This is a genomic window from Pseudomonas sp. GNP014 (assembly GCF_054344005.1).
Map to the genome: position 1 here is coordinate 3,753,260 of NZ_JBTGUS010000001.1, position 23,743 is coordinate 3,777,002.

Consider the following 23,743-nt stretch of genomic DNA (forward strand, 5'->3'; position numbering starts at 1 on the left):
TCGCTACAGGCTCAGGCGATGAATGACCTGACGGGTGTCATCAGGGTCGCCGTGGGTTTCGAAGCCCAGGGATCTGGCCAGGTCGCGCATGGCCGTGTTGCTGGCCGAGTCCACCGAGTACATACGCTTGAAACCGTTGCGGCGGGCGGCCTTGATCAGGTGTTCCATCAGCAGCGTGGCCAGGCCCAGTTGGGTCCATTCATCGGCGACCGTCACCGCGCATTCACAATCCTCTTCGCCCGTGGCGGCGTAGCGACTGATGCCGATTTCGATCAACTCGCCGTTTTCGTGCACCAGCGCGATGAAGGCCGCGCGTTGCTTGTAGTCGATGTCCATCAACTGATCGAGCAGCGCCGTGCCCGGTTCGCTGATTTGCGCGAGAAAGCGCATGTGCCGGGATTCGGGCGACAAGCGCTTGATGAACGCGTACTCGCGCTCGCGGTCCTTGGCGGCCAACGCGCGGATCAAGACGTGTCGGCCATCCTTGAGCGATTCGATCCAGTATTCACCGTTGTGCGCGGCATAAGCCGCCGCTGCGCGGTCGTTGTGGTCTTTGACAGTGAGCATGAGGTGAGCCTCCATCGGCTGAACGAGCAACGCGCGGGGGAGTGCGCTGAGGTCTGTTCTACGCCGATGGCAACGCCGCGATCTGATCTGGATCAGATCGGCACGCGGCCACTGATCTGACGCGATGATGGCGCTCCTCGCGCCGCTGTCATGCTCGGCCCGGCGGCTCACCGGTGCTGAGTGGCGAAGCGGGGGGCGATGACCTCTCGGGGATCGACAACGTCGCGCGCAGGCCACCCTCGGCCCGGTTGGCCAAGGTGATTCGTCCGCCCAGGCGTGTGGCGATGGTGTTGACGATGGTCAGCCCCAGACCTGCTCCTTGCGCATTGCCTCGGCTGTAGAAACGTTCGAACAACCGCGCCTGGTCCGCTTCATCAATGCCCGGTCCCTGATCCTCGACGCTCAGTTGGTAGAAACCTTCGGCCTGACTCAGCTTGACAGTGATTACTCCGTGTTCCGGAGAGAAGTTGGCGGCATTGGTGATCAGGTTGTTCAGGGCAATGTCGATCGCGGCGGCACTGGCCATGACGTTGAACGGTTGCGCGCTGTCGTCGAAAGCCAGCTCCAGCTGTTTACTCAACAGCCACGGTGTCAGTTGCACGAGGCTGTTGCGCACGGTTTCGCTGAGGTCGATGCGTTGCAGGGGCGGCGGGTCGGGTCTGGGCTCCAGGCGCGCCATGGTCAGCAACTGGTTGACCAGACGGCTGGTGCGGTCGACGCCGGCCATCAGGAACTCCAGAGAGTCGCGGCGTTCCTGTTCGGTGCCGGCCTCCAGGAGGTTTTGCGCATGCACCCGCAGCACCGCCAGCGGCGTGCGCATTTCGTGGGCGGCGTCGGCGATGAAGCGGCGTTCGCGGCCGAGCACCTCCTGAATCTGCGCGAGCATGCGGTTGAGCGCCGCTTGCATCGGTTCCAGTTCGCTGGGCAGCGGGGTCAGTTGCAGCGGCTCCAGTGAACCACTGTGCCGGGCGCGCAGGGTGGCGGCCATGTTCGCCAGTGGCTTGAGGCCCCAGCCGATGGCCAGCCAGACCATGCCGGCGAGGATCAGGCTGCCCATCACGTTGGGCCACAGGGTGTGGCGGACGATGCGGTCGACCAGATCAGCGCGCACGTCATTTCGCTCACCGACCCAGATGCGCAGGCCGTTCTGTTTGTCTTCAAGCAGGAACGCGCGCCACTGGCGATTTTTCAAATCCACCACATCGCTGAAACCGGGCTGGGTCGGCGGTACAGTGAAGGAGGGCGCGCTGGTGGTGTGCACCAGCACCTCACCTTTGGGGTTCCACACCTGAAAGGCGATCTTGCCTTCGTAAGGGTGACCGTCGACTCGCGGTGCCGCTTCACTCAAGGCCTGATTGAACGCCTGATACAACTGCGAGTGATCGTTACCGGCCAACGGCATGCGCATCACCCCCTGCAACAGGCGTGCGTTCTGCGCCAGTTGCGCGTCGTAGACCTCGGCGATTTCGTGGTTGCTGTCGTGCAGGTTGAAGGTGCTGAGCACCGCCAGCCCGGCCAGCAACAGGCCAATGATCAGGGTCAACGTGCGGCGGCGGATCGAGGTCATCGGCGCTCCTCCACCAGATAACCCACACCACGGATGGTGCGGATCAGGTCGGTGGAGAATTTCTTGCGCAGGTGATGGATGTGCACTTCGAGGGTGTTGCTTTCCGCTTCTTCGTTCCAGCCATACAGCAGCTGGATCAGTTGATCGCGGGTCATCACCCGGCCCGGCGGCGACAGCAGTTCGTGCAGCAGCTGATATTCCTTGGGTGTCAGGGCCACGGGCTGGCCCTGATAACTGACCTGCTGGGTGCCGGGGTTGAGGCTGATGCCGGCGTGTTCGATCAGCGCCTGGGCGCGCCCGGCGCTGCGGCGCAACAAGGCCCGCAGGCGCGCCTTGAGTTCGGCGAGGTCGAACGGCTTGATCAGATAATCATCGGCCCCGGCGTCGAGCCCGGCGATGCGGTCTTCGGTGGCATCGCGGGCCGTGAGAATCAGCACCGGCAGGTTCGAACCGCTGTCACGCAGACGGCGCAGGACTTCGAGGCCGTCCATGCGCGGCAGACCGAGATCCAGCACGGCGACATCGAAGGTTTCGCTGAGCAGCGCATGCAAGGCACTACTGCCGTCCTTGAGCCAGTCGACGGTGTAGCCCTCGCGCCCCAGCGCCTGATGAATGCCTTCACCCAGCGCCACATCATCCTCGATCAGTAATAAACGCACACGCACTCCTGTCAGTCGAGTTTCTTGTTCACGTCCACCAGCAGGGCGGCGATCTCTTTGCGACGCCCGGCGTCGGCGCTTTCACGGCCCGCACGTGGCGCGGCTTGCTGGGCTTTGAGCAGGGCAGCCTTGGCTTCAGCGTAGCGCTTCTGACGGTAGAGGTGATCGCCCCAGAAGTACAGACTGTCGATGCCATCGGGGTTCAGTTGCAGGGCCTGTTTGAGCAGTTGCTCGGCCTTGTCGCTGTCGCCGAAACCGATCGGCCAGCCCGGAACGCGATCATACAGAGCGGCGAGGCTAGTGTAGGCCGAACCTTGCAGGGCCTTGGGGTCGAGGCTCAGGGCTTTTTCCAGATCGGCCTTGGCGTCCTTGGCCTTGCCCAAGGCGCCGAGCCCGCCCTGGGCACCGGCCCAACTGCTGGTGACGATGCCTTTCCAGATCCACGCTTCGGCCACCGACGGACGCTGGGTGGCGAAGGCGCTGGCGTCGGACGACAGTTGCTCGAACGCGGCAGCGCGCTGTTTCTCTGCCACTTCGTACTGGATATGCGCCCAACTTTGCTGGATACCGTTGAGGCGTTGCTGATCGGCCGGTTCCAGCGCCCAGACGCTTTGGCTGAGGGCGGCGAACAACAGGCATGCGCTAAGTTTTTTCATGGTTTGAGGGACTCATTGTCAGGTTTTTCACTGAGGCGGCGGATCAGCGGCAATTGCTTGCGCAAGCCGCGATCCACCAGATGCGGCAGCAAGTTGTTGAGGCGCACGAAGAAGCGTTCCGGCCAGCCCAGATACAGGTCGCGGCGGTCGCCGGCAATCGCGTGGACCACCGCCGAAGCCACGGTTTGCGGGTCATCGACGTTGGACTTGAGCGCATCGTTCAAGGCCTGCGCCGCCGCGCTGTTCATCGACGTGCGGGTGGCGCGGGGCGCGACATACAGCACGTTGACCCGGGTGTCGGCCAGCTCCCGGCGCAGCGCTTCGGAGAAACCGCGCAGGGCGAACTTGGTCGCGCAGTAACTGGCATAACCGGCGTAGCCGATCGAGCCGTAGGTGGAGCCGACATTGACTACCATGGCGCTGTCGGCCTCTTTGAGCAGTGGCAGCAGCAACTTGGTCAGGCAGATCGGCGCGCTGATATTCACCGCGAGCATCGCGTTGATCTCGCTGTCATCGAGCTGTTCGAGCATGGCGAAGTGATTGACCCCGGCCGCGTTGATCAGCAGGTTGATGCCGCCGATGGCTTCGGCGGCGGCCAGCACTTTGCGCCGGTCGCTGAGGAAGGTCAGGTCGGCGGCGACCCAGCACAGCGTGTCGGGATAGCGCGCCAGCAACGGCGCCAGCGCCTCCTGATGTCGCGCTACGGCCAGCACCCTGGCACCGGCGGCGCACAGAGCCTCGGTAATCGCGAGGCCGATGCCACCGCTGGCGCCGGTCAAGACCACACGTGCATCACGCAGCTGCATGTTGAGCCTCCGCGTCACGCGGCAGGCCACGGAACATGTCGGTGTACAAGCGATAGACGACTTTCGAGGCGTGAATCACCGCCGCCTGATCCTGCGGATCTTCCAGCTGATTCATCAAACGGCGATAGGTCTGCATGTGCTCGATGTCCAGCGAACCGTGCGAGTTCAGATAGCTGAATGCGCTGTCCGGCAGCGCCAGACGCTCGCGAATGCTGCCCGCCGCGTGGGTCGCCAAGGCAATGCTGGTGCCTTCGAGCACATTGACCATGCCGAACAGGCCCACCGGATTGCCGCGGGCGATCAGGTCGTAGAGAAAACTCACCATCAGTTCGATTGGCAACGACGGCTGGCCGTCGCGCACCGCATCGCGGTCGCCGCCACACGCGGCAATATCATTGAGCACCCAGTGTTCATGGCCGTATTCGTCTTCGATGTATTCGGCCACCGCTTTGCGCAGCCATTCCAGGCGCGTTGGCAGGCGCGCACCGCAAGCCATCATCAACGGCACGGTGTGGCGCACGTGGTAATACGCCTGCGCGAGGAAGGCCCGATAGCTGTCGAGGCTGACCTTGCCTTGCAGGGCATCGACGATGATCGGCAGGTTAAACAGTTCGTGGCGTTCCTGTTGCGTGGCTTCTTGCAGGGTGTCGAAAAAACTCATGATGCGGACTCCTCGGAAACAGCGGATTCAGTCAATTGGGCGTGATACTGCGCGACGATGGCGTCGCGGCGCGGGCGGCCATTGGCGGTGAGCAAGCCATTGGCGGCGGTAAAGGGTTGCGGCAGGCGCGTCCACTGATGCACCTGGGCGTAATCGGGCAAGGCTTCGTTGGCTTCGGCGACAGCAGCGGCCAGTTCCGCGTCGCTGCAGTCGGCCCGGTGCGGCCAGAGCAGGGCGTGGTTGTGCGGCATTGCTTCGCCGTAGACGAAGGCCTGGGCGATGTGGCGGCGCTGGGTCAGTTCCGACTCGACCCATTCCGGGTTGACGTTGCGCCCGAAGCTGGTGACGAACTGGTGCTTCTTGCGGCCCTTGAGGTACAGAAACCCTTCCGGGTCGAACTCGCCCAGATCACCACTGGGCCACCACTCATCGGCGTACGGCGCATCGCCCAGATAACCGAGCAACGTCGAGCCCTTGATCAGCACTTCACCGTCCTCGGCCAGGCGCACTTCAACGTGCGGCAGCGGTCGGCCGACGCTGCCCGGACGCCGTGCGCCGGGGCGATTGAGGCACACCACCGAGGCGCATTCGGACAAGCCATAGCCTTCGTAAACCGGCAGCCCGAGCCGTTGCGCGCGGTGCAGCAGATCCTCCGACACTCGCGCACCGCCGACAGCGGCAAAGCGCAGGGTTTGCGGGTCGAAGGCTTTCTGTTCGGCGGCGCTGACCAGTAACAACAGCAACTGCGGCACCAGGATCAGACTCTCCGGCGCACGGCTGGCCAGATAACCGAGCAAGCGCGGAATGTCGACGCCACTGGCGCCCTGAATGCCGAGGGTTTTCTGGCTCGGCAAACTGAGCGTCGCACCGGCATACAGCGCGGCATAACAGCCGAGGTTCTCCAGCAGAATCGCCAACGGCAACAGCGCCAGATGATGCTGCGGGCCGGTCGCGTCGCTGGCCTGATGCAGCTCCCGTGCAACCCGCAGCAGGCTGTCGGCGCTCAGGCATACACCTTTCGGGGTACCGGTGGTGCCGGAAGTGAAGGTGAGTTTCGCAGTGCCGGCCGGCATGCGACTGGGGCCACTGAACGCGCGGCACCAGAACTCGCCACGTTGTTCATAGCCAGCTGCGAGCAGTTCGGCGCCCAGTTCCGGCTCGGCGATCACCCGTTCGGCCTGGCTCTGTTCCAGACAATGGGCGCGCTGTGCCGGGCTGAAAAACGGCGGCAAGGTCACGCAGGTCAGGCCTTCAAACAACACGGCCAGATCCCACAGCATCGCGTCGACGCCATTGTCCAACGCCAGCGCAATCACCTGCGCCTGCTCATCGCGCAAACGCTCCTGGCGATACAGCACCTCGGCGTACAGCGTGGCGTAATCGAGTTTCAGCGTGTCGCCCCACAGGGCGGTCGCGTGGTCATTGCGCCGGGCATGGTCGCGCAGGGTTTCCTGGAAACGTTGCAATTCAAGCGACATGACAGGCTCCTTCAATCGAACTCGGCAAACCCAGGCGGGTAAACAGACCGATATTGCGCAGATGGATGAAGCCGGCGCGGATGTTGCCGACATGCACCCAAGGCTTGCTTTCGTAATAACTGCCCCAGTGTTGACGCTCGTCACCCAATCGTTCCGGATCAGCGGCGCACAATGTCACTGGCTTCAAACCCAGGCGATGGAAGCTGTTGACCAGCCCGATGTTGCCGGTGAACGTCACCCATTCCAGGCCGCCCATCGCCAGCAGGTAGGTGATGGCGATGATGCTCAGCCGCGCACTACCGGTGTCGCTGGCGGCGAGGTTGCCGACTTCGACAATGGCGCTGCGCTCGACCGGACGATCTGCCGCAGCACTGATCAACGGTTCGATCGGCTCATCCAGATAGCGCTCGAGAAACAGCGGCTCCTGATGGGCACGACGCACCCCGGCCACCGCGCACAACTCACCGTCGCCGTTGTGCATGCCGAACAGCTCGGGCATGAAGTGGCGGATATCGGCACCGTGGGCCTTGCGAAAGCGTTGTTGGATAAAGCTTTCAAACGTCGCTCGCAGAGTGTCCTCGGGCAGCGCGCCGGTCAGTGTCATCTGCGGTGTTTCGGCTTGACCGAAGCGCAGGGGCAGGGGGATGTTCCAGTCAAATTCGGGCATGGGCAGAACGCCTCCCTCAATAGATTTGAGCGAAGTATCCAAGCCATTTCTTAACGAAGTCTGAAGGTAAAAAAAGGTTAACCTGAGGGTCTTTCTTCAGACTCTCTTAAGACTGGGCGGGCAGGGTAACGCCGTCGGTTCGCCCAACAACCGGAGCGAGGCGGTCGAACGAATTGGCCGTCACTCATGACAATCAAGAGGCGCAGCTTATGTCCCGCGACATCGCCGTAACCCGTTACGGAAAACTCTCAATCACCCTGCACTGGCTGATGCTGGCGCTGTTTGTCGGCGTCTACGCGTGCGTCGAAATCAAGGGCTACATGCCCAAGGGCAGCGAAGCGCGCGGCTTGCTGATGGGTTTCCACGGCCTGTTCGGCGCGAGCATCTTCGCCCTCGTATGGATCCGCCTGCTCGGCCGTCTCACGCCGCGTCCGCCAATCACGCCCAAGCCACCGGCATGGCAGACCGGCATTTCGCACCTGATGCACCTGGCGCTGTACGTGCTGATGATCGCCACGCCGATCCTCGCCTGGCTGATGCTCGCCGCCGCCGACAAACCTTTCCCGTACTTCGGCTTCCACGTCCCGGCACCCGTGGCCATCGACCCGGACTTTGCCAAACAACTGAAGTACTGGCACGAACTGCTGGGCAGCACTGGCTACTGGCTGATCGGCCTGCACGCCGCGGCGGGGCTGTTTCACCATTATTGGGTGCGGGATAACACGCTGGTGCGGATGCTGCCGGGGCGCACCGAATAACCCTGATCCACTACAACCCCTGTGGGAGCGAGCTTGCTCGCGAAAGCGGTGTGTCAGCCTCTGATGATGTCGGCTGACACGGCGCCTTCGCGAGCAAGCTCGCTCCCACAGGATTTTGTGGTGTCTGGCAGAACGGGGCAGTTGCCGGAATCGCACTTCGCGTCCACTCTATGACCTGCCGACAAGGAGCGTCCGCCGACCCTCCGTCGTGATCACAGGGAGCTTGCAGCATGAGCGAAGACAACAAGGTAAAAGGCCCGGCGTCGTACTTCCCCTCCATCGAGAAAAAATACGGCCAGCCCATTGATCACTGGCTAAACCTGCTCGCCGGTATCACCGACAAGAAACACATGGAACTGGTGGCGTGGCTCAAGGATGAACACGGCATGGGCCATGGCCATGCCAACGCCGTGGTTGCGCATCATCTGGCAGGTAAACAGTGAGGGCAGGGCAGCGATGAATTTCACCCACCGGCCAGTGACGGCCGACGACGTCAACACCCTGTGCAGCTTTCCCCAGGGCGAACAAGAGCTGTTCTTCATGTTCCCGAAAGCAGACTTCCCGCTGACGGAAGAACAAATGCACAGCGCGATCAGCCAGCGCTTCGACTCCACGGCTTTTCTGGCCAACGGCGAGTTCGTCGGCTTCGCCAATTTCTACCGCGCTGAGCACGATGGCATCTGCTACATCGGCAACGTCATCGTCGCGCCATACGCCCGTGGTCAAGGTGTGGCGCGGTACATCGTCGAAACCATGACCGCAGTGGGTTTCGAAAAATACCAAGCCAAAGAAGTGCAACTGTCCTGCTTTAACGAAAACACTGCAGGACTGTTGCTCTACCCGAAACTTGGCTTCGTGCCGTTCTCTATCGAAGAACGCCCGGCGCCAAATGGTGGACGTTCTGCCCTCATCAACATGACGCGCCACCGACCATAGCCATCCCCAAAACCTGAGGGAAACTGGCTTGCTCGCAATGGCGTTCGCCCGGCCGGACATGCTCCCAAGACTTGTGCGCAAGCTGTGGGAGCGAGCTTGCTCGCGAAGACGCCAGCCCAACCACCCCCATTCCCAAGTCAGCCAAACAACCTGTGAGAGCTAGCTTGCTAGCGATGGCACACGACCAACCACCACCGCACCCTATCCATAAATGCGATCATCCAGAAACCACATTACTCAAGCCTCCTCACCCCTAAGCTGACAACTCATCACATCGCAATTCGCAGACCACGACGTCAGCCACTCCGGCATCTCGGGCGACCGCTCAGGCAACCCCAACTCCCTGACGAACTCACCCGGCGCAATCGTTCCTTTCGCCGAACGAAACAGCCCACGCATGACCACCACGCCGATCACCCGGCCTTTACTCACGAAGCGATGTTCCATGAAGCTCCATTTATCATCCCAGCCGAGCATCCGGCTGTGGATTTCAAACGCTTCAAACAGCTTGAGTTCGCGCCGAAATTTACCCCAGGTGTCGCCAACGATCGGGAGCGCCTTGGTGCGCACCGCCACCCGAAACGCGCCACTGCGCAACACAAAATCCATGCGTCCGACGTCTGCCATTGTGAAATAGCGGCCATTGGTGACATGCCGATTGAAATCGAGATCCAGCGGCCACACGCGCATGCGGATAATGGTGGATTCCAGCGCATTGACCGGGTTGCGCCACGGTCGGTGAAAAAGCATGCAGAGCAGTCGAAACCACAAATTCATAAGTACGTCAGCCATTTGAGAGGGGCGCTGCACTCTAGCGACCCGGACGTCGGTGAGGTAGGTGCGTAAATGACTTTTTTGGCCTGAACAGTACATTCCGATCATTGCGGAGGTGGTGTTGGATTGGTAGCCAGTTCAATCGGCGGATAAACAGAAAACAATCGAAATGTTTAAATAAGCCTGTCGTTATCATCCATGCCCTACAGCGCCTTGCGCCATTGCCTACGAGTGCGCCAGAATCCGCCGGCTTGTGCGCCTGGCACGTCCTCCGTACCTTGATTCCTGTCACTGCTCATCAGTGATCGGGTCTGCAAGCCCGCCGGAAAAACCAGTCGCACAGCCAGCCAAAGGACACTCGTTCGTGTCCGCTCAATGGCAGCTTTGTGCGGGAGACCTTCGGGTCTGCCGGGTGCCTGGTTTCCCGGTCTTGCAGACCCGCGCATAGCTGCCACCCATCATCTGCAAGTGATGGTGGTAGCTCCTAATGAACAACCAGGAGTTTCACCATGATCAAACCAACACCCAACCCGCCAGAAACCGACCCCGCATCCCCCTACGAATCCCTTAATTCCAAAAAACTCCACGAAGCCGCCGAACGCGCCCTCGACCACTACCTGCTCCCGGCCAGCCACATCATGGCCAACGCTCAGGAGCCGGAACGCATGTACCTCGCCAACCCGAAGTACGACACCGAATCCCTCCTGGCCAACGCCAGCGAAACCCTCGGCTCCGCCAGCGAAATGCTCAACAACTTCGCCGCCGTCCTCGACACCGCCCACCGCAAAACCGCACTGGGCATCGCCCAAGTCGTGATGCTCGGTGAGATCGCCGTCAACCAAGCGCTGGATAACGTCGAAGTCCCCCGATAACCCCCCCAACACGACGAGGGGAAACCCTCGTCACACCAAAAACCGCACCCGCGCTGGCACAGGGCCACGCCTTGCACCTCAAAGCCTCCGCTGTCACCCATCGACCCGTTCTCAAGGATCAGAACAAGGAATCAAGGATTGAGCGGCTACGTCCCAAACCCCCCGAAAAACCACCGCTACGAAGAAGCCAAACCCGTCGACATCCACGCCCAGCGTTGGGCGGAGTATGAGAAGCACGGAAAAGAACCTGCGCGCGAACCTGAGAAAATCGGGATCGCGTTGAGGATTGGGGTGTTCTTTGATGGCACTGGGAACAATGCGAATAGCACGGCGGCTGGATTGCTGTGTGGGACGCAGCATCCGATTGCGCCGGGGCATGAGACGCTTCTCCTGCCCGTCTTTCACTGGTGTTGTTTTTAGTGATCATCTTTGACAGCTACCGCGTCAATGCTGGTTTCAACGAAGGTCCGCTTTCGGCCCAGAGTGTGTAAAAACGCTCAAGGCCTCATCGTCTTGGATCATTGACGTTCGTGGCTGAACGATCGCATGGCAAATGCTGCGTATTGCATCAGTCGCGACCTGGAACACGTCAACGCTGTTTTTACAGTCTCTGGGATGGGCCAAAATCAGCTTTTTTATGCCGACAGCGCCTTCATTAAACCGTGAGCACCGATGATTTTCATGACCCGTTTCATGTTGTAGGCGAGCACATTTAAACTCATCTCCGCGCCCACCCCGGCCAGCTTTCGCGTCAGGAAGTGCGTCGCACCCATCCATTGTTTGAGCGTCCCGAAGGGATGCTCAACCGTCCGCTTTCGGACTCGCATCATCTCCGGTGCTTTGCTCAGCCGAAGCTACATCTCCTCCAATACGGCTTCATGCTCCCAGCGTCGAACTCGTCGTTCCGTGCTCGGTGTGCACTGCGCTTTCAGCGCGCAGCCCTGGCATTTCGAACTCCAGTAACGATGCAGCTTCAGGCCTTTTTCAACGTAGGAGTAGTGCCAGATCAGCGCCTCTCCAGCCGGGCAAATGTATTCATTTTTTGCCGCGTCATAGATGAAGGCATCGTTATTGAAACGCCCGTCAGCCTTGGCTCCAGAGGTCATCGGCTTGGGCACATAGGCGGTGATGCCGGCATCGTGACAAGCCAGGATTTGTTCGCTTTTGAAGTAACCTCGGTCAGCCACTATCGACAACGCATCTGACGCCATCGCCTCTCGGGCTTGTTTAGCCATCGAGCTGAGTTGATCGCGATCTGAACCAACGTTGGTCACCTCATGCGCAACGATCAAATGGTGCTGCGTATCGACCGCTGTCTGCACGTTATAGCCAACAATTCCCGTGCCGCGCGTCATCATGGATCGGCTGTCTGGATCGGTCAGTGAGACCTGTTTATCCGGTGATTCATTGAGCTGAATTTCGATCGCCTGAAGCTCCTTCATTTGAGTTTTGAGCTTGGCGATTTTCTCTTCCAGCCTCACGGCGCTGGGCTCGGTAGCTGTTGGTTCTCGCCGATCAGCAGCATCGAGTGCCGTCAGGTAACGGTTGATGCTCGATTCAATTTCTTCCATTCGCCGCTTCAGTTTGGCGCTGGTGAAATTGCGGTCGCGATTGTTGACGGCTTTAAATTTGCTGCCATCGATGGCGACCAGATGTTCTCCGAACAGTCCCAACTGCTGACACAGCACGACGAACTGGCGGCAGACGCCTCGGATGGCTTTGCTGTTGTCTTTTCGGAAGTTGGCGATGGTCTTGAAGTCCGGCATCAAACGCCCGGTCAACCACATCAGTTCGACGTTGCGTTGGGCTTCTCGCTCCAGGCGTCGGCTCGACTGGATGCGGTTGAGATAACCGTAGATGTAGATCTTCAACAAGACCGAGGGATGGTAAGCAGGTCGGCCAGTGTCGGCTGGAATGGCACCGTCAAAACCCAGTTTGACCAGGTCGAGTTCGTCGACGAAGACGTCGACGAAGACGTCGACTACGCGCACCGGATTGGTATCGCTGACGTAGTCGTCGAGGCTCTCGGGAAGTAAGGTGCCTTGGCCTCGATGTTCACCTTGGATAAAGCGCTTCATGGGCGATCCCTGCGATGAAATCCTCAGAAATCATAGCAAGTGTTCGCGAAGGCGTTTTTACACACTCTGGGCCAGAAGCGGACATCTGCATTCGTTCAGTTCGACCGAAACCTGCCTGATGAGGTTTATAAGCCTTCAGAGTGCTGAAGTCCGATTCAAGATTTTATATCAATGTAGTATTGTGGCAACTTTAAAATAAAAACTTCAAGCCCATGACCCAGCTGAAAACTCTGTGATTTTTATAGCTGACCAGTTTGCAATAGCGCAGCGAATCAGCTTTATGCACTCAGCGTAGCGGTGGTTGGATTGCCTGTTTAAACTTCCGCTATAGATGCTGATGCGCGGTTTTTGGTCGAACTCACCAAATGCAAACTCACCTGCATGAAAATGCGCGGAACGAACAGAGCCGTGCATGTAATTTAGAAGGTGATCAATGTCATGCGTCGGATTTGCGTAGTGACGAATAAACGAGCTTGGATCTGTATACGTTGTATCTGATTTGCAAAGTGCATCGATCGCAGCAACGAGATAGGAAAGCTTTACTGTAGGAAGAGTTTTCCCTGCGTTTAATGCTAGTTGATAGAGGAAAGCACAGTTATCAAATGAAGATTGGGTCTTGCTATCGCAAAGGTCTAACGCAGCAATGAGTTTTCTTGCTTCGGACGGGAGTTTTATGCTCTCACCTACAAATTTAATACGATGATGTAGAGAATGCTCGTACTTTCCGGGCTGGCAAGCTTTTCCTTTGCGTGGCATCTCCTCTATTCGCGGCCCGTTATACCAGTAACCCAGTTGACGGAGCTCGCAGGAAGATGTGTTGGATTCAGATAGCGTCCACCGGTGCTCGGAGCTGGGGGCATATATTCCAAGATCGAGGATCAGTGAGAGCCGAGCTGCCCATCTGCTTCCAATATTCTTAGCAATAGCTGAAGCACTAAATGCATCAATCGCTTCGACATTTAGATCTATAGTTATGTAGCGTTCGACGTTCATGAAATAAGGATTTGGATCAGCTGGGTCTACTGGAGCAATTCGCAGATTGCGTCCGAACCAGTACTCCCCGTCTAGCCTTTCTCCAATGTAGCAGAACCAAACGCGCCGAAAGAACTTTTTCCTCTTTGCTCCCAAAGCATTCCCAAGTGACTCGATTATTAACTTATTGAAGAGTTTGTCTATTAGATCGGAGCCCTGGCTCTCGAACTCAATACTCTTCAACTCATCGTTTTCACTTGCGACAACTCGGATTAAGAGACTTCCTGAGATGTTATCTTTATTTAGAGAGATGACAGACTCATCAATGTAGTCGCCATTCGTATCGTAGTAGCTGCATCCGCTGGAGGACTCGCGATAAGAACCAATTGCGGAGTCAAGGTACTCTAAAAACAGCCTCTGTTTTTCTGTATCTTCGATATTAGATAACAAGAAGCTGTTTTTTAAAGGCTCTCGGTGTTCTGCGTTCTGCACGTTAGCTCCTTAATAGGATTAGGCGTGAGTGATCCTTCAGACTTTATTACCAGAGCGCGCATTGGTTCCAGTCAGGTGCTAAGTCGAGCACAACGTAGATAATACCAGATTTGTCCGCGCGCGATTAGCGAGTCGGTGGTTATTGTCCGGAAATTATGTTTCCAACCTGATGGCGGATCGATGACGTTCATCAACATCTTGAATGGCGTCCATACCGTTGCAGCTGTGGCCCATTAGCTACGCTTGGCAAGAGGGTGGTCAATTTCAAGAAATAGGGTGCAGCGACTGCTATAGGTCGACTACTTTCCCACACTACTATTGCGAACTGCGAATCGTTCCTCAAGTTGCTTGGTGGATTGACGCATTACGGATTCGTCTGTACTACGTAAAACCTTATAAAATAAATCTGGAATGAGCCAGTCGGATTTTCGCTTAATAAAAAGCTGATCTTGTATGGATTCTACCGAACGACGCATGGAATCCTCAGGCGAATGCTCCTCTGCATTAGCTATGGACTGCTCAATGCAGTCTAATAGTCTCTGAGAGTGTTCAATAGAGGCTTTGTTTTCTTTCAAAGTGTTGTAGCCATAATCAAGAACTGGCCCAAGCAATGCTGTGATATTAGTAAGTATTGCTGATGTCGAAAGATCTAAATATAAACAAAGGGAAAGCGCGCCTGTCAGTATGGCTACGCCTCCGAGAATTACAACGTAGTTGATTTTTTCTCTAAGGCTTGTATCCCAATACAGCGAGGAGTTCTGACAGATTAAAACTTGAAGATAATGTGGAACGTCGTCGGACTTTAAGGCATACCAATCCCGAAGGTTAGTGTTCGTGTTTCTTTGTAAGTACCATTCGCCATGCCTGACAATGTCTTCGACCCTTGGGGGAGACCCAGCTAGCGTACTATTCCAATCCAAGTGAAATAGACCCCTATCAAAAGAATCCTGGATTTTTGCCGCTTTCTCCCTATTTACGTCTATCCTATCCCCGATTAAAAGCTTGTCGAAAGAAAGAACAATTATTGATGAAACCGCCAGCCAACTAGAATAATCTGCTTGAGTAAAATTAAACTGCTTGGCAAGTGCCTCACTATTCAGTCCGATGGATAAAAATGTCAGCGTAGTCATCATAACAACATTAAGCATTACATATGCATTGTTGTATTTTTTAGCTATTGAATACAATCGACGAAATGCAGCGATCTTCTGAATGTAGATGAGGTCATTCTGCCGTATTCTAATACTCATCATGTCACCCATAAGCCGGAAATTCTAAACCAAACACTTCACGCCACTTATTGATCGAGGACTTTTCATCTTTGTCTTGCTCAAAGCGACGTGCATCGAGTGCTCTCAAATAGTCTTGATTAGCTCGTGCGCTGATGCTTATCTTTTGATCGTGTGTTAGAGTGTTTAGATCACCTTGAAACCCTTTAGGGTCAGGAATCATGTGGTAAACCGCTGAAGAAATATGATTGAAAATATCAGCCAGATGAAGATCAACAAATTTAGAGCAATCTGTACGGTATGCATAGTAGTTTAGAATAATATTCTCCAACAGATAGGAACTCATCGTGTGCATAGTTGCACGACTATTCCAGTATTTAATAGCTCTAATTACATTCAATACATTCCCGCTGTTCTGCTGATTGATAGCACTAGTTCGGTCTTTATCAATCCGCGGGTCAGCTTTTTTCCAATCACCTGTTCCATTAGGAATTAGATAAAAGTTTGTACCATATTGCTCTACAGTTTTGAAGCATGGCGCAATATCAAAAGACCAATCCTTGCCAATCAAATTTAAGACAACTACTTCTTGCCTTCTGTTGACTTCTGCGTTTCGATATTGATAAATATTTTCCAGGCTGCTTTTGAACTTGTTAAGTATTTTGATAGAGCTTATAGTTTCGTTATCATCTTTTGTGTATTGATAAAGATTGCTGGCTGTATTTGAAAGCGTAATCGTAATATTGTTAGGGTCATAATCATTGTAAGTTGCTCCATGAGCCATCAAGCAAAAAAACATATCCACGTCATCTAGTGGTCTTTTTTTCGTCCGACGAGAGAATGACCCATAATTTATGTCGGCTTCGGTGTAGAGGGCTGGAAAGTGGCTGACTGACGTCTGAAGCCCTTGAATACGTGCACGTAGGTTATCCCTATCCTGACGCGCTGCTCGCGTATCCTGTAGATCTAGATTAACCGTTTCTCTCAAAAATTCGTTGAAAGCCGAGATTACAGTGGTAGCCATATCACGTCCCTAATTTAGCGAGCCCCTTACCCCGATTGGATCATAGATCCCCATTGTTTGGCCATCACTGTGCCAGCAATAGCCAGAATTTCAAGCGATTTTTTGTAATTTCTAATTATGAATAGGGGGCAGTCTCCGCCGTTAATAGTGAGGGCTCACAACCCCAGCGCATCATTACATTAAGGTTAAGAATTTTTTATATGAGCTGCTAATGCAGATGCCAGCTCAACATAAGACTTTGCATCACTTTCACTGAGTTCTAGCTCGCTCGCATGTGCAGCTTTATTACGAAGCTGCTTAAGCTTATTGAATGTTTCCAGTTGCTTTTTATCTATAACCTTGCACTGAAGTAAATACTCTCCGAGCTTTGGGTAATTTCTGAACGTATCACTTGTCGGTTCGTTCCAAAAAGAACTGGCGACTTCTGATGCTGCAGCTTCGACCTCCAGCCATGCCTCCATGATTGCTGCACGTGTAGAAAAACTTATTAGCTGCAGGAGGCGATTAGGAGGGTTGGGTTGATTAATCGTTGGCTGACCACCAGATGAGACTGGCGCGCTGGCTTCAGCTCTTAGTTCTGCAATTTCTTTTGAAAACTCCATCTCTAGCTCTTTATACTTTAGCTTTCGAAGAAGCGGAATTAACTGTGCAATTGGCTTTTTTAGCATGATCACTAGAGAAACTACTGCGGCAGGCCAAGCTAGTGATTTGATAACTTCGGAAACGAATGTAAGGGCGTCCATATTTGCTGAGTTTTCCTGCTGCAATATAACTGTAAGTACACAATAAATTTTGCATAACCAACTTAACGGTTTAAGCTGGCAGCATATATTGTTCCTCTTGATATTCTTGTCTAGGCGGAACGTTTTGAGCGTGCCGCTAAGCGTGTGCAGTAATCATATAGCATGGTTGGGTTAAATTGCTTTTGTATTTTACTCACTTTAGGGCTGTCTCTGGCCGGAATCCAACTTTTGATCACCGTTCAAATTTGGTCGAAAGGGGGCCGTCTTTAGCGTTCGCTTCTGGCCGACAGCGGTAGCGTGCCGATGTCCGCTTTTGGCCGGTAGCGGTCGCTTGTGCGCGTCGGCTAATGACCGAAAGTTGCCCTATCCGTAATTCCATATCAATCAGTATTACTGCCAGATCAACGGATCCTATACGTGACGTAATCCGGCGACTATTTCGAATACCGTGCTAGCCAAAACCTCCCCATTAACCATAACCCTTACCCCATGCCGCCCCACAAAATGCTTCCGCGTCGTGAAATCCCTAATCACCTGCCGCCGCCCCACAACCAACTCCCCAAACCCCGCCAACTCCACCGTCTTCAACTTAAAAACCTTCCCCGAAACCCCGCCATTCGCCTTCACATAGTCAATCGCATAATCAATCACCAACCGCTGCTCATGCGCCACGGTCGACTTCACCACAAACGACAACGTAATCGCTTCGCCCAACCTGACCACCGCCGGCTCAACCCGCACATCCAACAACTCAACCTCAGCCTTCGCCCCCGCGCCAATCACCGTCAGCGCCCGCACATCCCCCTGCTTAATCAAACTCCGCAACGCATGCTTGGCAATCCACGCCGTGTGCTTGTTCTCCAACGACCAACCTTCAATCGTGTCCAACACCCACTCCGGGTGCTCTTTGGTCACGTCATTCAGATGATTCGCCACGGACTTGCGCACGTACAAACTCTCATCCGCTTTCAACCGATCCAGTATCCCGGCCGCTAACTGCGGATCGGCCTGAACTGCTTCCAACCGAAACGACCAAGGCAGGCGAGGGCGGCTGCCTTCGCTGGCGAGGCGCCGAACGTGGTGGTTTTCGTCGTGGGTCCAGTCGTGCATCAGCTCCAGCGAGCGTTCCAGGTCGCTGCGTAGAAAGTGGCGGATGGCGAATTCGGAGGAGCCGAAGGTGGTGAAGTATTTCAGGGCGTCCATGGAGGTGTCGAATGCGTGGCCGCCGTAGCTCGCGACGTAGTGCGGCAGGCACATGCTGACGAATCCGCTGTTCAGCCTTGGCGCAAGTTCGAAAAGCACTTCGAGGGAATCTTCGTAATCCAGCGGCAACACGGCGTGCAGGCTTTCGCTGACGCGGGCCATGCGTTGCATCACTGATAATTCAGCGAGTCCGTCCTGGGCATGTTTGAGAAATGCCTTGGCCTTGAACGCCGGGTACACGGCGCTCATTTCGGTGGCGATGTGCTGCAAGCGCTCGGCGTTGAAGATTTCCTTTAACGCCGGGGCGGCGGTGTCGGTGGTGCTCATGGTCAGGTCATCGGGGTGCTGACGAACGCTTCGAGGGTTTCGGCGTAGGCGGTGTATTGGGCGATGTGTGGGTAGCGGCGGGTGTCGATCTGGTCGGGGACGACGAGGCCGGTGAAGCTCCAGGCGACGGCGAGGCTGATGCCGGCCTGGGTGAGGGTGCCGTCGGTGGGCAGGCCGGTTTTTTCCAGTTCCTGTTCGAGGGCGGTGAACGCGGCGGCGAGTTGGCCTTCGACGCGTTCGACCCATGGCTGGTATTGGATGTCGGCCGGGCGCAGGTTGCGTTCGTAGTAGAGCTGCACGGCTTTTTCGCAGGCGGCGAGACTCAGGCCGATCAGGCGCAGGGCGTGGGCGCGCTGTTTGAGGTCGGCAGGCAGCAGGCTTTTGCCGGAACTGGCTTCGAGGTAATCGAGGATGAGGGTCGAGTCCATGAGGACGACGCCGTCGTCGAGGATCAGCGTGGGCGCTTTGACCACCGGGTTGATCTGCTGGAATTGCTCGAAGTGGCGGAACACCGAGACTGACTCGTGTTCGAGGTCGATGCCGAGGCGTTTGGCGGAGATCGCCACGCGGCGCACGTATGGGGAGTCCAGCATGCCGATCAGTTTCATGACGCGTTCCTTCAAGTCGAACCGAGTGGGAAGGCATAACCTAGCCGAGGCTGAGGCAATTGTCAGTCGTCGAAGCCGGGTTGTTCGTGAATCTCGTCGACATTCAATTCCAGCCGATAGGCCACCGCCACAAACAACGCCTGACACAAACACAGCGTCGCGCTCAGCGAACGAAACGCCAATGCGCTGCCTTCATTCACCAGCAACAGGCTGTTGGCGTGCCTGGCCAGTGGCGAGAGGTGGCTGTCGGTGAGGATCAGGGTGTTGGCCTTTTGCTGGCGGGCGTAGCGCAGGCAATGTTGGGTTTCCTTGGCGTAGGGGGTGAAGCTGATGGCGATGACCAGATCATTTTCGCGGACGCTGCGCATCTGCTCGCGATAACTGCCACCCAGCCCCGACACCAACTGAATTCGCTTGTGAGTGTGTTGCAAGTTGTAAACGAGGTAGTCGGCGACGGCGAAGGAACGGCGCACGCCGACCACATAGATGTTGTCGGCGTTGACGATCAGGTCGACGGCTTTTTCGAAGGCGACGTCGTCAAGTTCACGGCCCAGGCGTTCGATGCCGGAGCGGGTGGCGTCAATGCATTCGCGGGCGAGGTCGCCGTCGCTGGTTTGCTGCGACGGGTTGGCGATCAGGCTGCGGATGCGTTGCTGGTAGTTCTGTGCCGGCGAGGCTTTGTGGGTGTAGGCGGTGCGGAACAGTGCCTGCATTTCGCTGAAACCGCTGAAGCCGAAGCGCTGCGAGAAGCGGACGATGGCGGAGGGGTGGACTTCGCATTCCCGGGCGATGTCGCTGATGCGATCGACCATGATCCGGTCGCTTTGCTGGCTCATGTAGCTGGCGATGCGTTTTAGCTGGCGCGGCAGGGTGTCGTATTCGTCGGTGATCAGTTGCAGCAGACGCTCGGCATTGATCGGGGGGCTGGCGAGAGTGGGCTCGTCGGTGGCCGGCAGATCGGGGCGGGGCATAAGGTGTCCTTAGGGCTGATCAAATCACACGATGGCGGTGTGCCTGATAATAGGCGGGGTGCGAGCAGTTGGCTGGGGAGTTTTTCGGCGTCTGCGCAGCTGAAACGATGCACTGCGCGGGCGGCATGGCTGAAAAAAAATGCGACCGGTTGCCGCTGGTTTAGCCGTTTGTCTTCTATATACAGCCGCTCGACTGAATTTCTTGCTATAAACGCACTCCGATGACCGCCACGACGCCTGTGTCAGAGCTGTTAACGGGTGTTGTCGGACAAATTCCCAGTATTTACAGTTGCTGAGGCCTCAATCGGGCCTTAGACTGCCGCCCCTTCGTAAATTGAGTGCCGGGTGGCGTTTGCAATAAACGATGCCTTTTCGTCGACCGGACACGGTTCGCCGGAACGCTCCCTAATTCGCCTTAATGCACGTTTTTTTATAGAGATATCAATGACAAAGGACAAGTTGCTGGCCATGCCGGCAGATGACTACATGAATGCAGAGCAACACGCTTTCTTCACTGAGCTGTTGCAGAACATGAAAGTCGAAACCCACGAGCGCATTGAGCAAAACCGTATCGCCATCGAAAGCCTGGACACCCCGGCCGACCCGGCGGATGCAGCTTCGGTTGAAGAAGAGCGCACCTGGCTGGTGAACGCGATTGATCGCGACCAGCGCATGCTGCCGCAACTGGAACAAGCCCTTGAGCGCATCAAGGAAGACAGTTTTGGCTGGTGCGACGACAGCGGCGAGGCCATTGGCCTGAAACGCCTGCTGATCAGCCCGACCACCAAGTACTGCATCGAAGCTCAAGAGCGTCACGAGCAGATCGACAAGCACCAGCGTCAGGCCTGATTCCATGGCGGCCCCCTGAAAGGGGGGGCGCCTGCAAAAGATCGCAGCCTTCGGCAGCTCCAAAAGGGAGGCCGGGGCTGCGATCTTTGCTTTTGCTCGTCTGCACTATTTCCAAGCCGTTCCATTGACCTGCTGCAGACCCCGCGACTAACGGACCATAGATAATGGCGTTGTAGTGGCGTTTAATGCAGTCACAACAATGAGAACAAGCGTGGGGTGTTGATATGACGAGAGATGGATCTCTGGTTGGGGCTTTGCCTGCACCAGTGCTTTTGCCGAAGAACCGCTGGATCGCACCGACCCTGCAAAGCATCGCCCTGATGCTGTTGTTGGCCGGCATGACCCTGGGTGAAGGGTCGTTGTACATTGGCATGCCACTGGCGGTGCTGATTGTCTGGCTGCCGCGCCTGCGCTCGCGAACCGTCCTAGATGCACCGCCTGCCGACACCGGCAGTGCCATTTCCGAACTGACCCGCGATCTTTCCTACACCACCAGCCACAACGCGTTGTCGGCGGCGGGGGTGGCGTTTTCGGTCAAGGAACTGGCGAACAAACTCGAATCGCAACTCGACGCGGCGGCGCGGATTGTCAGCAATGCCGAGGTGATGATTGCGACCGAGCACGCCACTTCGCAGCTCAGTCGCCAAGCCCTGGAAGCCGCCAGTGAGGCCCATCACAGCAGTGCCGCGGGACGTGCCGAGCTGGTCGATTCCATCTCGCGCATGCATCAACTCAGCCAGCGCGCCAATGCCAGCCGCGAACTGATCGAGGCGTTGAGCCTGCGCAGCGACGATATTCAGCGGGTGACGCTGGTGATTCAGTCGATTGCCAGTCAGACCAACCTGTTGGCGTTGAACGCGGCGATTGAAGCGGCTCGGGCCGGAGAGCATGGCCGCGGTTTTGCCGTAGTGGCGGATGAGGTGCGCGGGTTGGCGGCCAGAACGGCGTCGGCGACGGGGGAAGTCGGCGAGATGGTTGCCGACATTCAGCAACGGACTGCACAGGTCGTGGAACAGATCCGCGAGTTGTCCAGCGACCTGCACACCGGCGTCGAACAGGTTGAAAACACCGGGCAGCACCTGGAAAACATCGCACGCCTGGCGGCCGGCGTGGAAACTCAGGTCGGTGAAATCGCCCGGGGCGCGGAAACCAATCGCGAGCAACTCGACAGCCTGTTTAAGGCCATCGAGCAGATGCGCAGCGATCTGGCGATCAGCGATCAACAGACCCGTCGTCTCGCCGAAGCGGCGGTGCAGATGGAAGGGCAGGCCGAAACCATCAGCGAACGTCTGGCTGAGGTTGGCCTGGATGACTATCACCAGCGTATCTATGACCTGGCGCGTGAGGGGGCGAGTCAGATCGCGGCGCGTTTCGAGGCGGATGTCGAACAGGGGCGGATCAGTCTGGAGGATCTGTTCGATCGCCAGTATCAGGCGATTCCCAATACTCAACCGGCCAAGTACCAGACCCGTTTCGACCGTTACACCGATCAGGTGCTGCCGGCGATTCAGGAGCCCTTGTTGCCGCGCCATGAAGGTCTGGTGTTCGCCATCGCCTGCACGCAGCAGGGTTATGTGCCGACGCATAACCAGGTGTTCAGCCAGCCGTTGACCGGGGATGTGCAGGTTGATGCGGTCAACAATCGCACCAAACGCAAGTTCGCCGACCGCACCGGGATACGCTGTGGCAGTCATCAGCAACCGGTGCTGTTGCAAACCTACACCCGCGACACCGGCGAATTGATGCACGATTTGTCGGTGCCGATCATGATCAAGGGACGTCACTGGGGTGGATTGCGGCTGGGCTACAAACCGGAGACCCCGCGCTGATTGTTACCGTTGAGGCAAGGGTTCTGTGCAGCGGCGTTGCTTTTTCCTTCCGAATGAAAGCATTAGTCTGCCGGCTTAGTTAGGTAGCTAATTAATTCAGGAGGTCGGCATGCAATGCCGGGTTGATGTCGCCGTGATGATCGGCAGTGGTGTACCCGCCGGTTTGCGCGCAAGGGGGCAAAGCGTTTGCTGGGTGGTGCTGCTCAACGGGGAGCAACGCGGCACCGCATTTGCCAGCCGCGACGAGGCCGAAGAGTGCAAGGCTGCGTGGCTCGCGCAATTGCAGGCCGAGCCCGCTGACAGTCTGCACTGATCAGGCTTACTTGCCGGGGTGCAGGCGCACGTTCAATTCATCGACCATGACGGCTTCTTCGCCGTCGGCGCGTAACCATTCCTTGAGCAATTGCGCCTGTTGCGGCGACCAGAAGTCGGCCTCGATCAATTTGACATCGGCGGGCAGTGGATGCGCTTCGATGAAGTCGTCGATAGCGCTGCCTTCCGAGGGCAGGCCCAGCTGGTCGAACAGGGTTTTCAGGTCGTATGCTGGCAGTTCCATCGTTTACTCCTTGGTTTGCGCCGACATGGCGCAGTCGATCACTCCCTTTATCTGAGGCAGTCGCCGGCCAGGAGTTCGATTTGCGCTTCAAGTGAACGAGCCAAGGCACAGGCTTCGTTATGGTCTTCGCGGAAACCTCTGACGCGACCGGTGGATTTTTCCTTGATGTGAAAGAAGGCAATGCCCGCCGGCACGACTTGAAAGCGTGGGGTCTGGTCGGGCGTTTCACTGACATGGAAGATCAGCGTCGATTTGTGCCTGGCCTCTACGGGAGTGGCAAAGTGAGTCAGGGTGCACATATGAAGTCCTTTTCATCGGTCGGCCGGCATTTACTGGCCGTTGCGGGTAGTCGTAATGAGCGTTGCTGCTCTAGAATCGCCAGTACCTGTTGACGACAGGGCTTATCTAAAGCAATTTTTCACGGGCGATATGTCGGAAAAATGCTTTTTTTCGTGAGAATT

The 23,743-nt window shown here is 56.7% G+C and carries 25 protein-coding genes and 2 pseudogenes; 8 read left to right on the plus strand and 19 right to left on the minus strand.

Going from position 1 to position 23,743, the window contains the following annotated elements:
• Positions 1 to 3: 3 nt before the first annotated feature.
• The 8 genes from ACXX9E_RS16880 to ACXX9E_RS16915 form a co-directional block, all read right to left on the minus strand.
• Positions 4 to 567 (minus strand): GNAT family N-acetyltransferase, encoded by a 564-nt coding sequence (locus tag ACXX9E_RS16880; protein WP_186747719.1) that lies wholly within the window; start codon positions 565 to 567, stop codon positions 4 to 6.
• Between the two features lie 148 nt (positions 568 to 715).
• Complete coding sequence (locus ACXX9E_RS16885; protein ID WP_458555757.1) at positions 716 to 2,134, minus strand: ATP-binding protein; 1,419 nt, start codon at positions 2,132 to 2,134, stop codon at positions 716 to 718.
• The gene (locus tag ACXX9E_RS16890) at positions 2,131 to 2,793 is read right to left on the minus strand and encodes a response regulator (RefSeq protein WP_123467753.1); all 663 of its coding nucleotides are present in this window, start codon (positions 2,791 to 2,793) and stop codon (positions 2,131 to 2,133) included. Before ACXX9E_RS16890 ends, ACXX9E_RS16885 begins: the two co-directional genes overlap by 4 nt.
• A gap of 11 nt (positions 2,794 to 2,804) precedes the next feature.
• Positions 2,805 to 3,449, minus strand: coding sequence for a tetratricopeptide repeat protein (locus ACXX9E_RS16895; RefSeq protein ID WP_123467755.1), 645 nt, complete (start codon positions 3,447 to 3,449; stop codon positions 2,805 to 2,807).
• Positions 3,446 to 4,255: an SDR family oxidoreductase gene (locus ACXX9E_RS16900; protein WP_458555758.1), complete on the minus strand. Its 810-nt coding sequence runs from the start codon at positions 4,253 to 4,255 to the stop codon at positions 3,446 to 3,448. The genes ACXX9E_RS16895 and ACXX9E_RS16900 overlap by 4 nt, the downstream gene beginning before the upstream one ends.
• Positions 4,242 to 4,916, minus strand: coding sequence for an iron-containing redox enzyme family protein (locus tag ACXX9E_RS16905; protein WP_128615603.1), 675 nt, complete (start codon positions 4,914 to 4,916; stop codon positions 4,242 to 4,244). Before ACXX9E_RS16905 ends, ACXX9E_RS16900 begins: the two co-directional genes overlap by 14 nt.
• Positions 4,913 to 6,394 carry an AMP-binding protein gene (locus ACXX9E_RS16910; protein WP_128615604.1) on the minus strand — a complete coding sequence of 494 codons (1,482 nt, stop codon included), beginning with the start codon at positions 6,392 to 6,394 and terminating at the stop codon, positions 4,913 to 4,915. The genes ACXX9E_RS16905 and ACXX9E_RS16910 overlap by 4 nt, the downstream gene beginning before the upstream one ends.
• Positions 6,384 to 7,061, minus strand: a complete 678-nt coding sequence (locus ACXX9E_RS16915; RefSeq protein WP_128615605.1) for a thermostable hemolysin — start codon at positions 7,059 to 7,061, stop codon at positions 6,384 to 6,386. The genes ACXX9E_RS16910 and ACXX9E_RS16915 overlap by 11 nt, the downstream gene beginning before the upstream one ends.
• Positions 7,062 to 7,270: 209 nt before the next feature.
• Between ACXX9E_RS16915 and ACXX9E_RS16920 the strand changes: the two genes are divergently transcribed.
• From ACXX9E_RS16920 to ACXX9E_RS16930, 3 genes are all read left to right on the plus strand, one after another.
• Positions 7,271 to 7,819: a cytochrome b gene (locus ACXX9E_RS16920; protein WP_458555759.1), complete on the plus strand. Its 549-nt coding sequence runs from the start codon at positions 7,271 to 7,273 to the stop codon at positions 7,817 to 7,819.
• A gap of 230 nt (positions 7,820 to 8,049) precedes the next feature.
• Complete coding sequence (locus tag ACXX9E_RS16925; RefSeq protein ID WP_458555760.1) at positions 8,050 to 8,262, plus strand: DUF4287 domain-containing protein; 213 nt, start codon at positions 8,050 to 8,052, stop codon at positions 8,260 to 8,262.
• 13 nt (positions 8,263 to 8,275) lie between these two features.
• A complete protein-coding gene (locus tag ACXX9E_RS16930; protein WP_458555761.1) occupies positions 8,276 to 8,755 on the plus strand; it encodes a GNAT family N-acetyltransferase in 480 nt (159 codons plus the stop codon).
• A gap of 237 nt (positions 8,756 to 8,992) precedes the next feature.
• Here ACXX9E_RS16930 and ACXX9E_RS16935 read toward each other — a convergent pair whose 3' ends face one another.
• Positions 8,993 to 9,532 carry a thioesterase family protein gene (locus tag ACXX9E_RS16935; protein ID WP_458555762.1) on the minus strand — a complete coding sequence of 180 codons (540 nt, stop codon included), beginning with the start codon at positions 9,530 to 9,532 and terminating at the stop codon, positions 8,993 to 8,995.
• A gap of 506 nt (positions 9,533 to 10,038) precedes the next feature.
• Here ACXX9E_RS16935 and ACXX9E_RS16940 point away from each other — a divergent pair.
• Both ACXX9E_RS16940 and ACXX9E_RS16945 read left to right on the plus strand, forming a co-directional pair.
• Positions 10,039 to 10,401 (plus strand): DUF6124 family protein, encoded by a 363-nt coding sequence (locus tag ACXX9E_RS16940; protein WP_458555763.1) that lies wholly within the window; start codon positions 10,039 to 10,041, stop codon positions 10,399 to 10,401.
• 138 nt (positions 10,402 to 10,539) lie between these two features.
• A pseudogene (locus tag ACXX9E_RS16945) lies at positions 10,540 to 10,773 on the plus strand (DUF2235 domain-containing protein); the annotation flags it as partial.
• Between the two features lie 263 nt (positions 10,774 to 11,036).
• Here ACXX9E_RS16945 and ACXX9E_RS16950 read toward each other — a convergent pair.
• The 8 genes and pseudogenes from ACXX9E_RS16950 to ACXX9E_RS16985 all read right to left on the minus strand — a co-directional run bounded on the left by ACXX9E_RS16950 (position 11,037) and on the right by ACXX9E_RS16985 (position 20,048).
• Positions 11,037 to 12,479: pseudogene (locus ACXX9E_RS16950) on the minus strand (IS1182 family transposase).
• Between the two features lie 204 nt (positions 12,480 to 12,683).
• Positions 12,684 to 13,943, minus strand: a complete 1,260-nt coding sequence (locus ACXX9E_RS16955) for a hypothetical protein (protein ID WP_458555764.1) — start codon at positions 13,941 to 13,943, stop codon at positions 12,684 to 12,686.
• A gap of 299 nt (positions 13,944 to 14,242) precedes the next feature.
• Complete coding sequence (locus tag ACXX9E_RS16960; protein ID WP_458555765.1) at positions 14,243 to 15,205, minus strand: S-4TM family putative pore-forming effector; 963 nt, start codon at positions 15,203 to 15,205, stop codon at positions 14,243 to 14,245.
• Positions 15,198 to 16,196 carry a hypothetical protein gene (locus tag ACXX9E_RS16965; RefSeq protein WP_458555766.1) on the minus strand — a complete coding sequence of 333 codons (999 nt, stop codon included), beginning with the start codon at positions 16,194 to 16,196 and terminating at the stop codon, positions 15,198 to 15,200. The genes ACXX9E_RS16960 and ACXX9E_RS16965 overlap by 8 nt, the downstream gene beginning before the upstream one ends.
• 185 nt (positions 16,197 to 16,381) lie before the next feature.
• On the minus strand, positions 16,382 to 16,939 hold the full coding sequence (locus ACXX9E_RS16970; RefSeq protein ID WP_458555767.1) for a hypothetical protein: 558 nt from the start codon (positions 16,937 to 16,939) through the stop codon (positions 16,382 to 16,384).
• Positions 16,940 to 17,350: 411 nt separating this feature from the next.
• Complete coding sequence (locus ACXX9E_RS16975) at positions 17,351 to 18,469, minus strand: DNA alkylation repair protein (protein WP_458555768.1); 1,119 nt, start codon at positions 18,467 to 18,469, stop codon at positions 17,351 to 17,353.
• 2 nt (positions 18,470 to 18,471) lie between these two features.
• Positions 18,472 to 19,077, minus strand: coding sequence for a glutathione S-transferase (locus tag ACXX9E_RS16980; RefSeq protein WP_123467783.1), 606 nt, complete (start codon positions 19,075 to 19,077; stop codon positions 18,472 to 18,474).
• Positions 19,078 to 19,139: 62 nt separating this feature from the next.
• Positions 19,140 to 20,048 carry a MurR/RpiR family transcriptional regulator gene (locus tag ACXX9E_RS16985; RefSeq protein WP_123467785.1) on the minus strand — a complete coding sequence of 303 codons (909 nt, stop codon included), beginning with the start codon at positions 20,046 to 20,048 and terminating at the stop codon, positions 19,140 to 19,142.
• Between the two features lie 444 nt (positions 20,049 to 20,492).
• On the opposite strand from ACXX9E_RS16985, the gene ACXX9E_RS16990 reads away from it, so the two are divergent.
• The 3 genes from ACXX9E_RS16990 to ACXX9E_RS17000 all read left to right on the plus strand — a co-directional run bounded on the left by ACXX9E_RS16990 (position 20,493) and on the right by ACXX9E_RS17000 (position 23,039).
• Complete coding sequence (locus ACXX9E_RS16990; RefSeq protein WP_003225981.1) at positions 20,493 to 20,897, plus strand: TraR/DksA family transcriptional regulator; 405 nt, start codon at positions 20,493 to 20,495, stop codon at positions 20,895 to 20,897.
• Between the two features lie 605 nt (positions 20,898 to 21,502).
• Positions 21,503 to 22,726, plus strand: a complete 1,224-nt coding sequence (locus tag ACXX9E_RS16995) for a methyl-accepting chemotaxis protein (protein ID WP_458556588.1) — start codon at positions 21,503 to 21,505, stop codon at positions 22,724 to 22,726.
• Positions 22,727 to 22,835: 109 nt separating this feature from the next.
• Positions 22,836 to 23,039 carry a hypothetical protein gene (locus tag ACXX9E_RS17000; RefSeq protein ID WP_123467789.1) on the plus strand — a complete coding sequence of 68 codons (204 nt, stop codon included), beginning with the start codon at positions 22,836 to 22,838 and terminating at the stop codon, positions 23,037 to 23,039.
• 6 nt (positions 23,040 to 23,045) lie between these two features.
• On the opposite strand, the gene ACXX9E_RS17005 is transcribed toward ACXX9E_RS17000, so the two are convergent.
• Together ACXX9E_RS17005 and ACXX9E_RS17010 are read right to left on the minus strand one after the other, a co-directional pair.
• The gene (locus ACXX9E_RS17005; RefSeq protein ID WP_123467791.1) at positions 23,046 to 23,282 is read right to left on the minus strand and encodes a DUF2789 family protein; all 237 of its coding nucleotides are present in this window, start codon (positions 23,280 to 23,282) and stop codon (positions 23,046 to 23,048) included.
• Positions 23,283 to 23,329: 47 nt separating this feature from the next.
• Positions 23,330 to 23,581 (minus strand): hypothetical protein, encoded by a 252-nt coding sequence (locus tag ACXX9E_RS17010; RefSeq protein WP_458555769.1) that lies wholly within the window; start codon positions 23,579 to 23,581, stop codon positions 23,330 to 23,332.
• Positions 23,582 to 23,743: the final 162 nt, after the last annotated feature.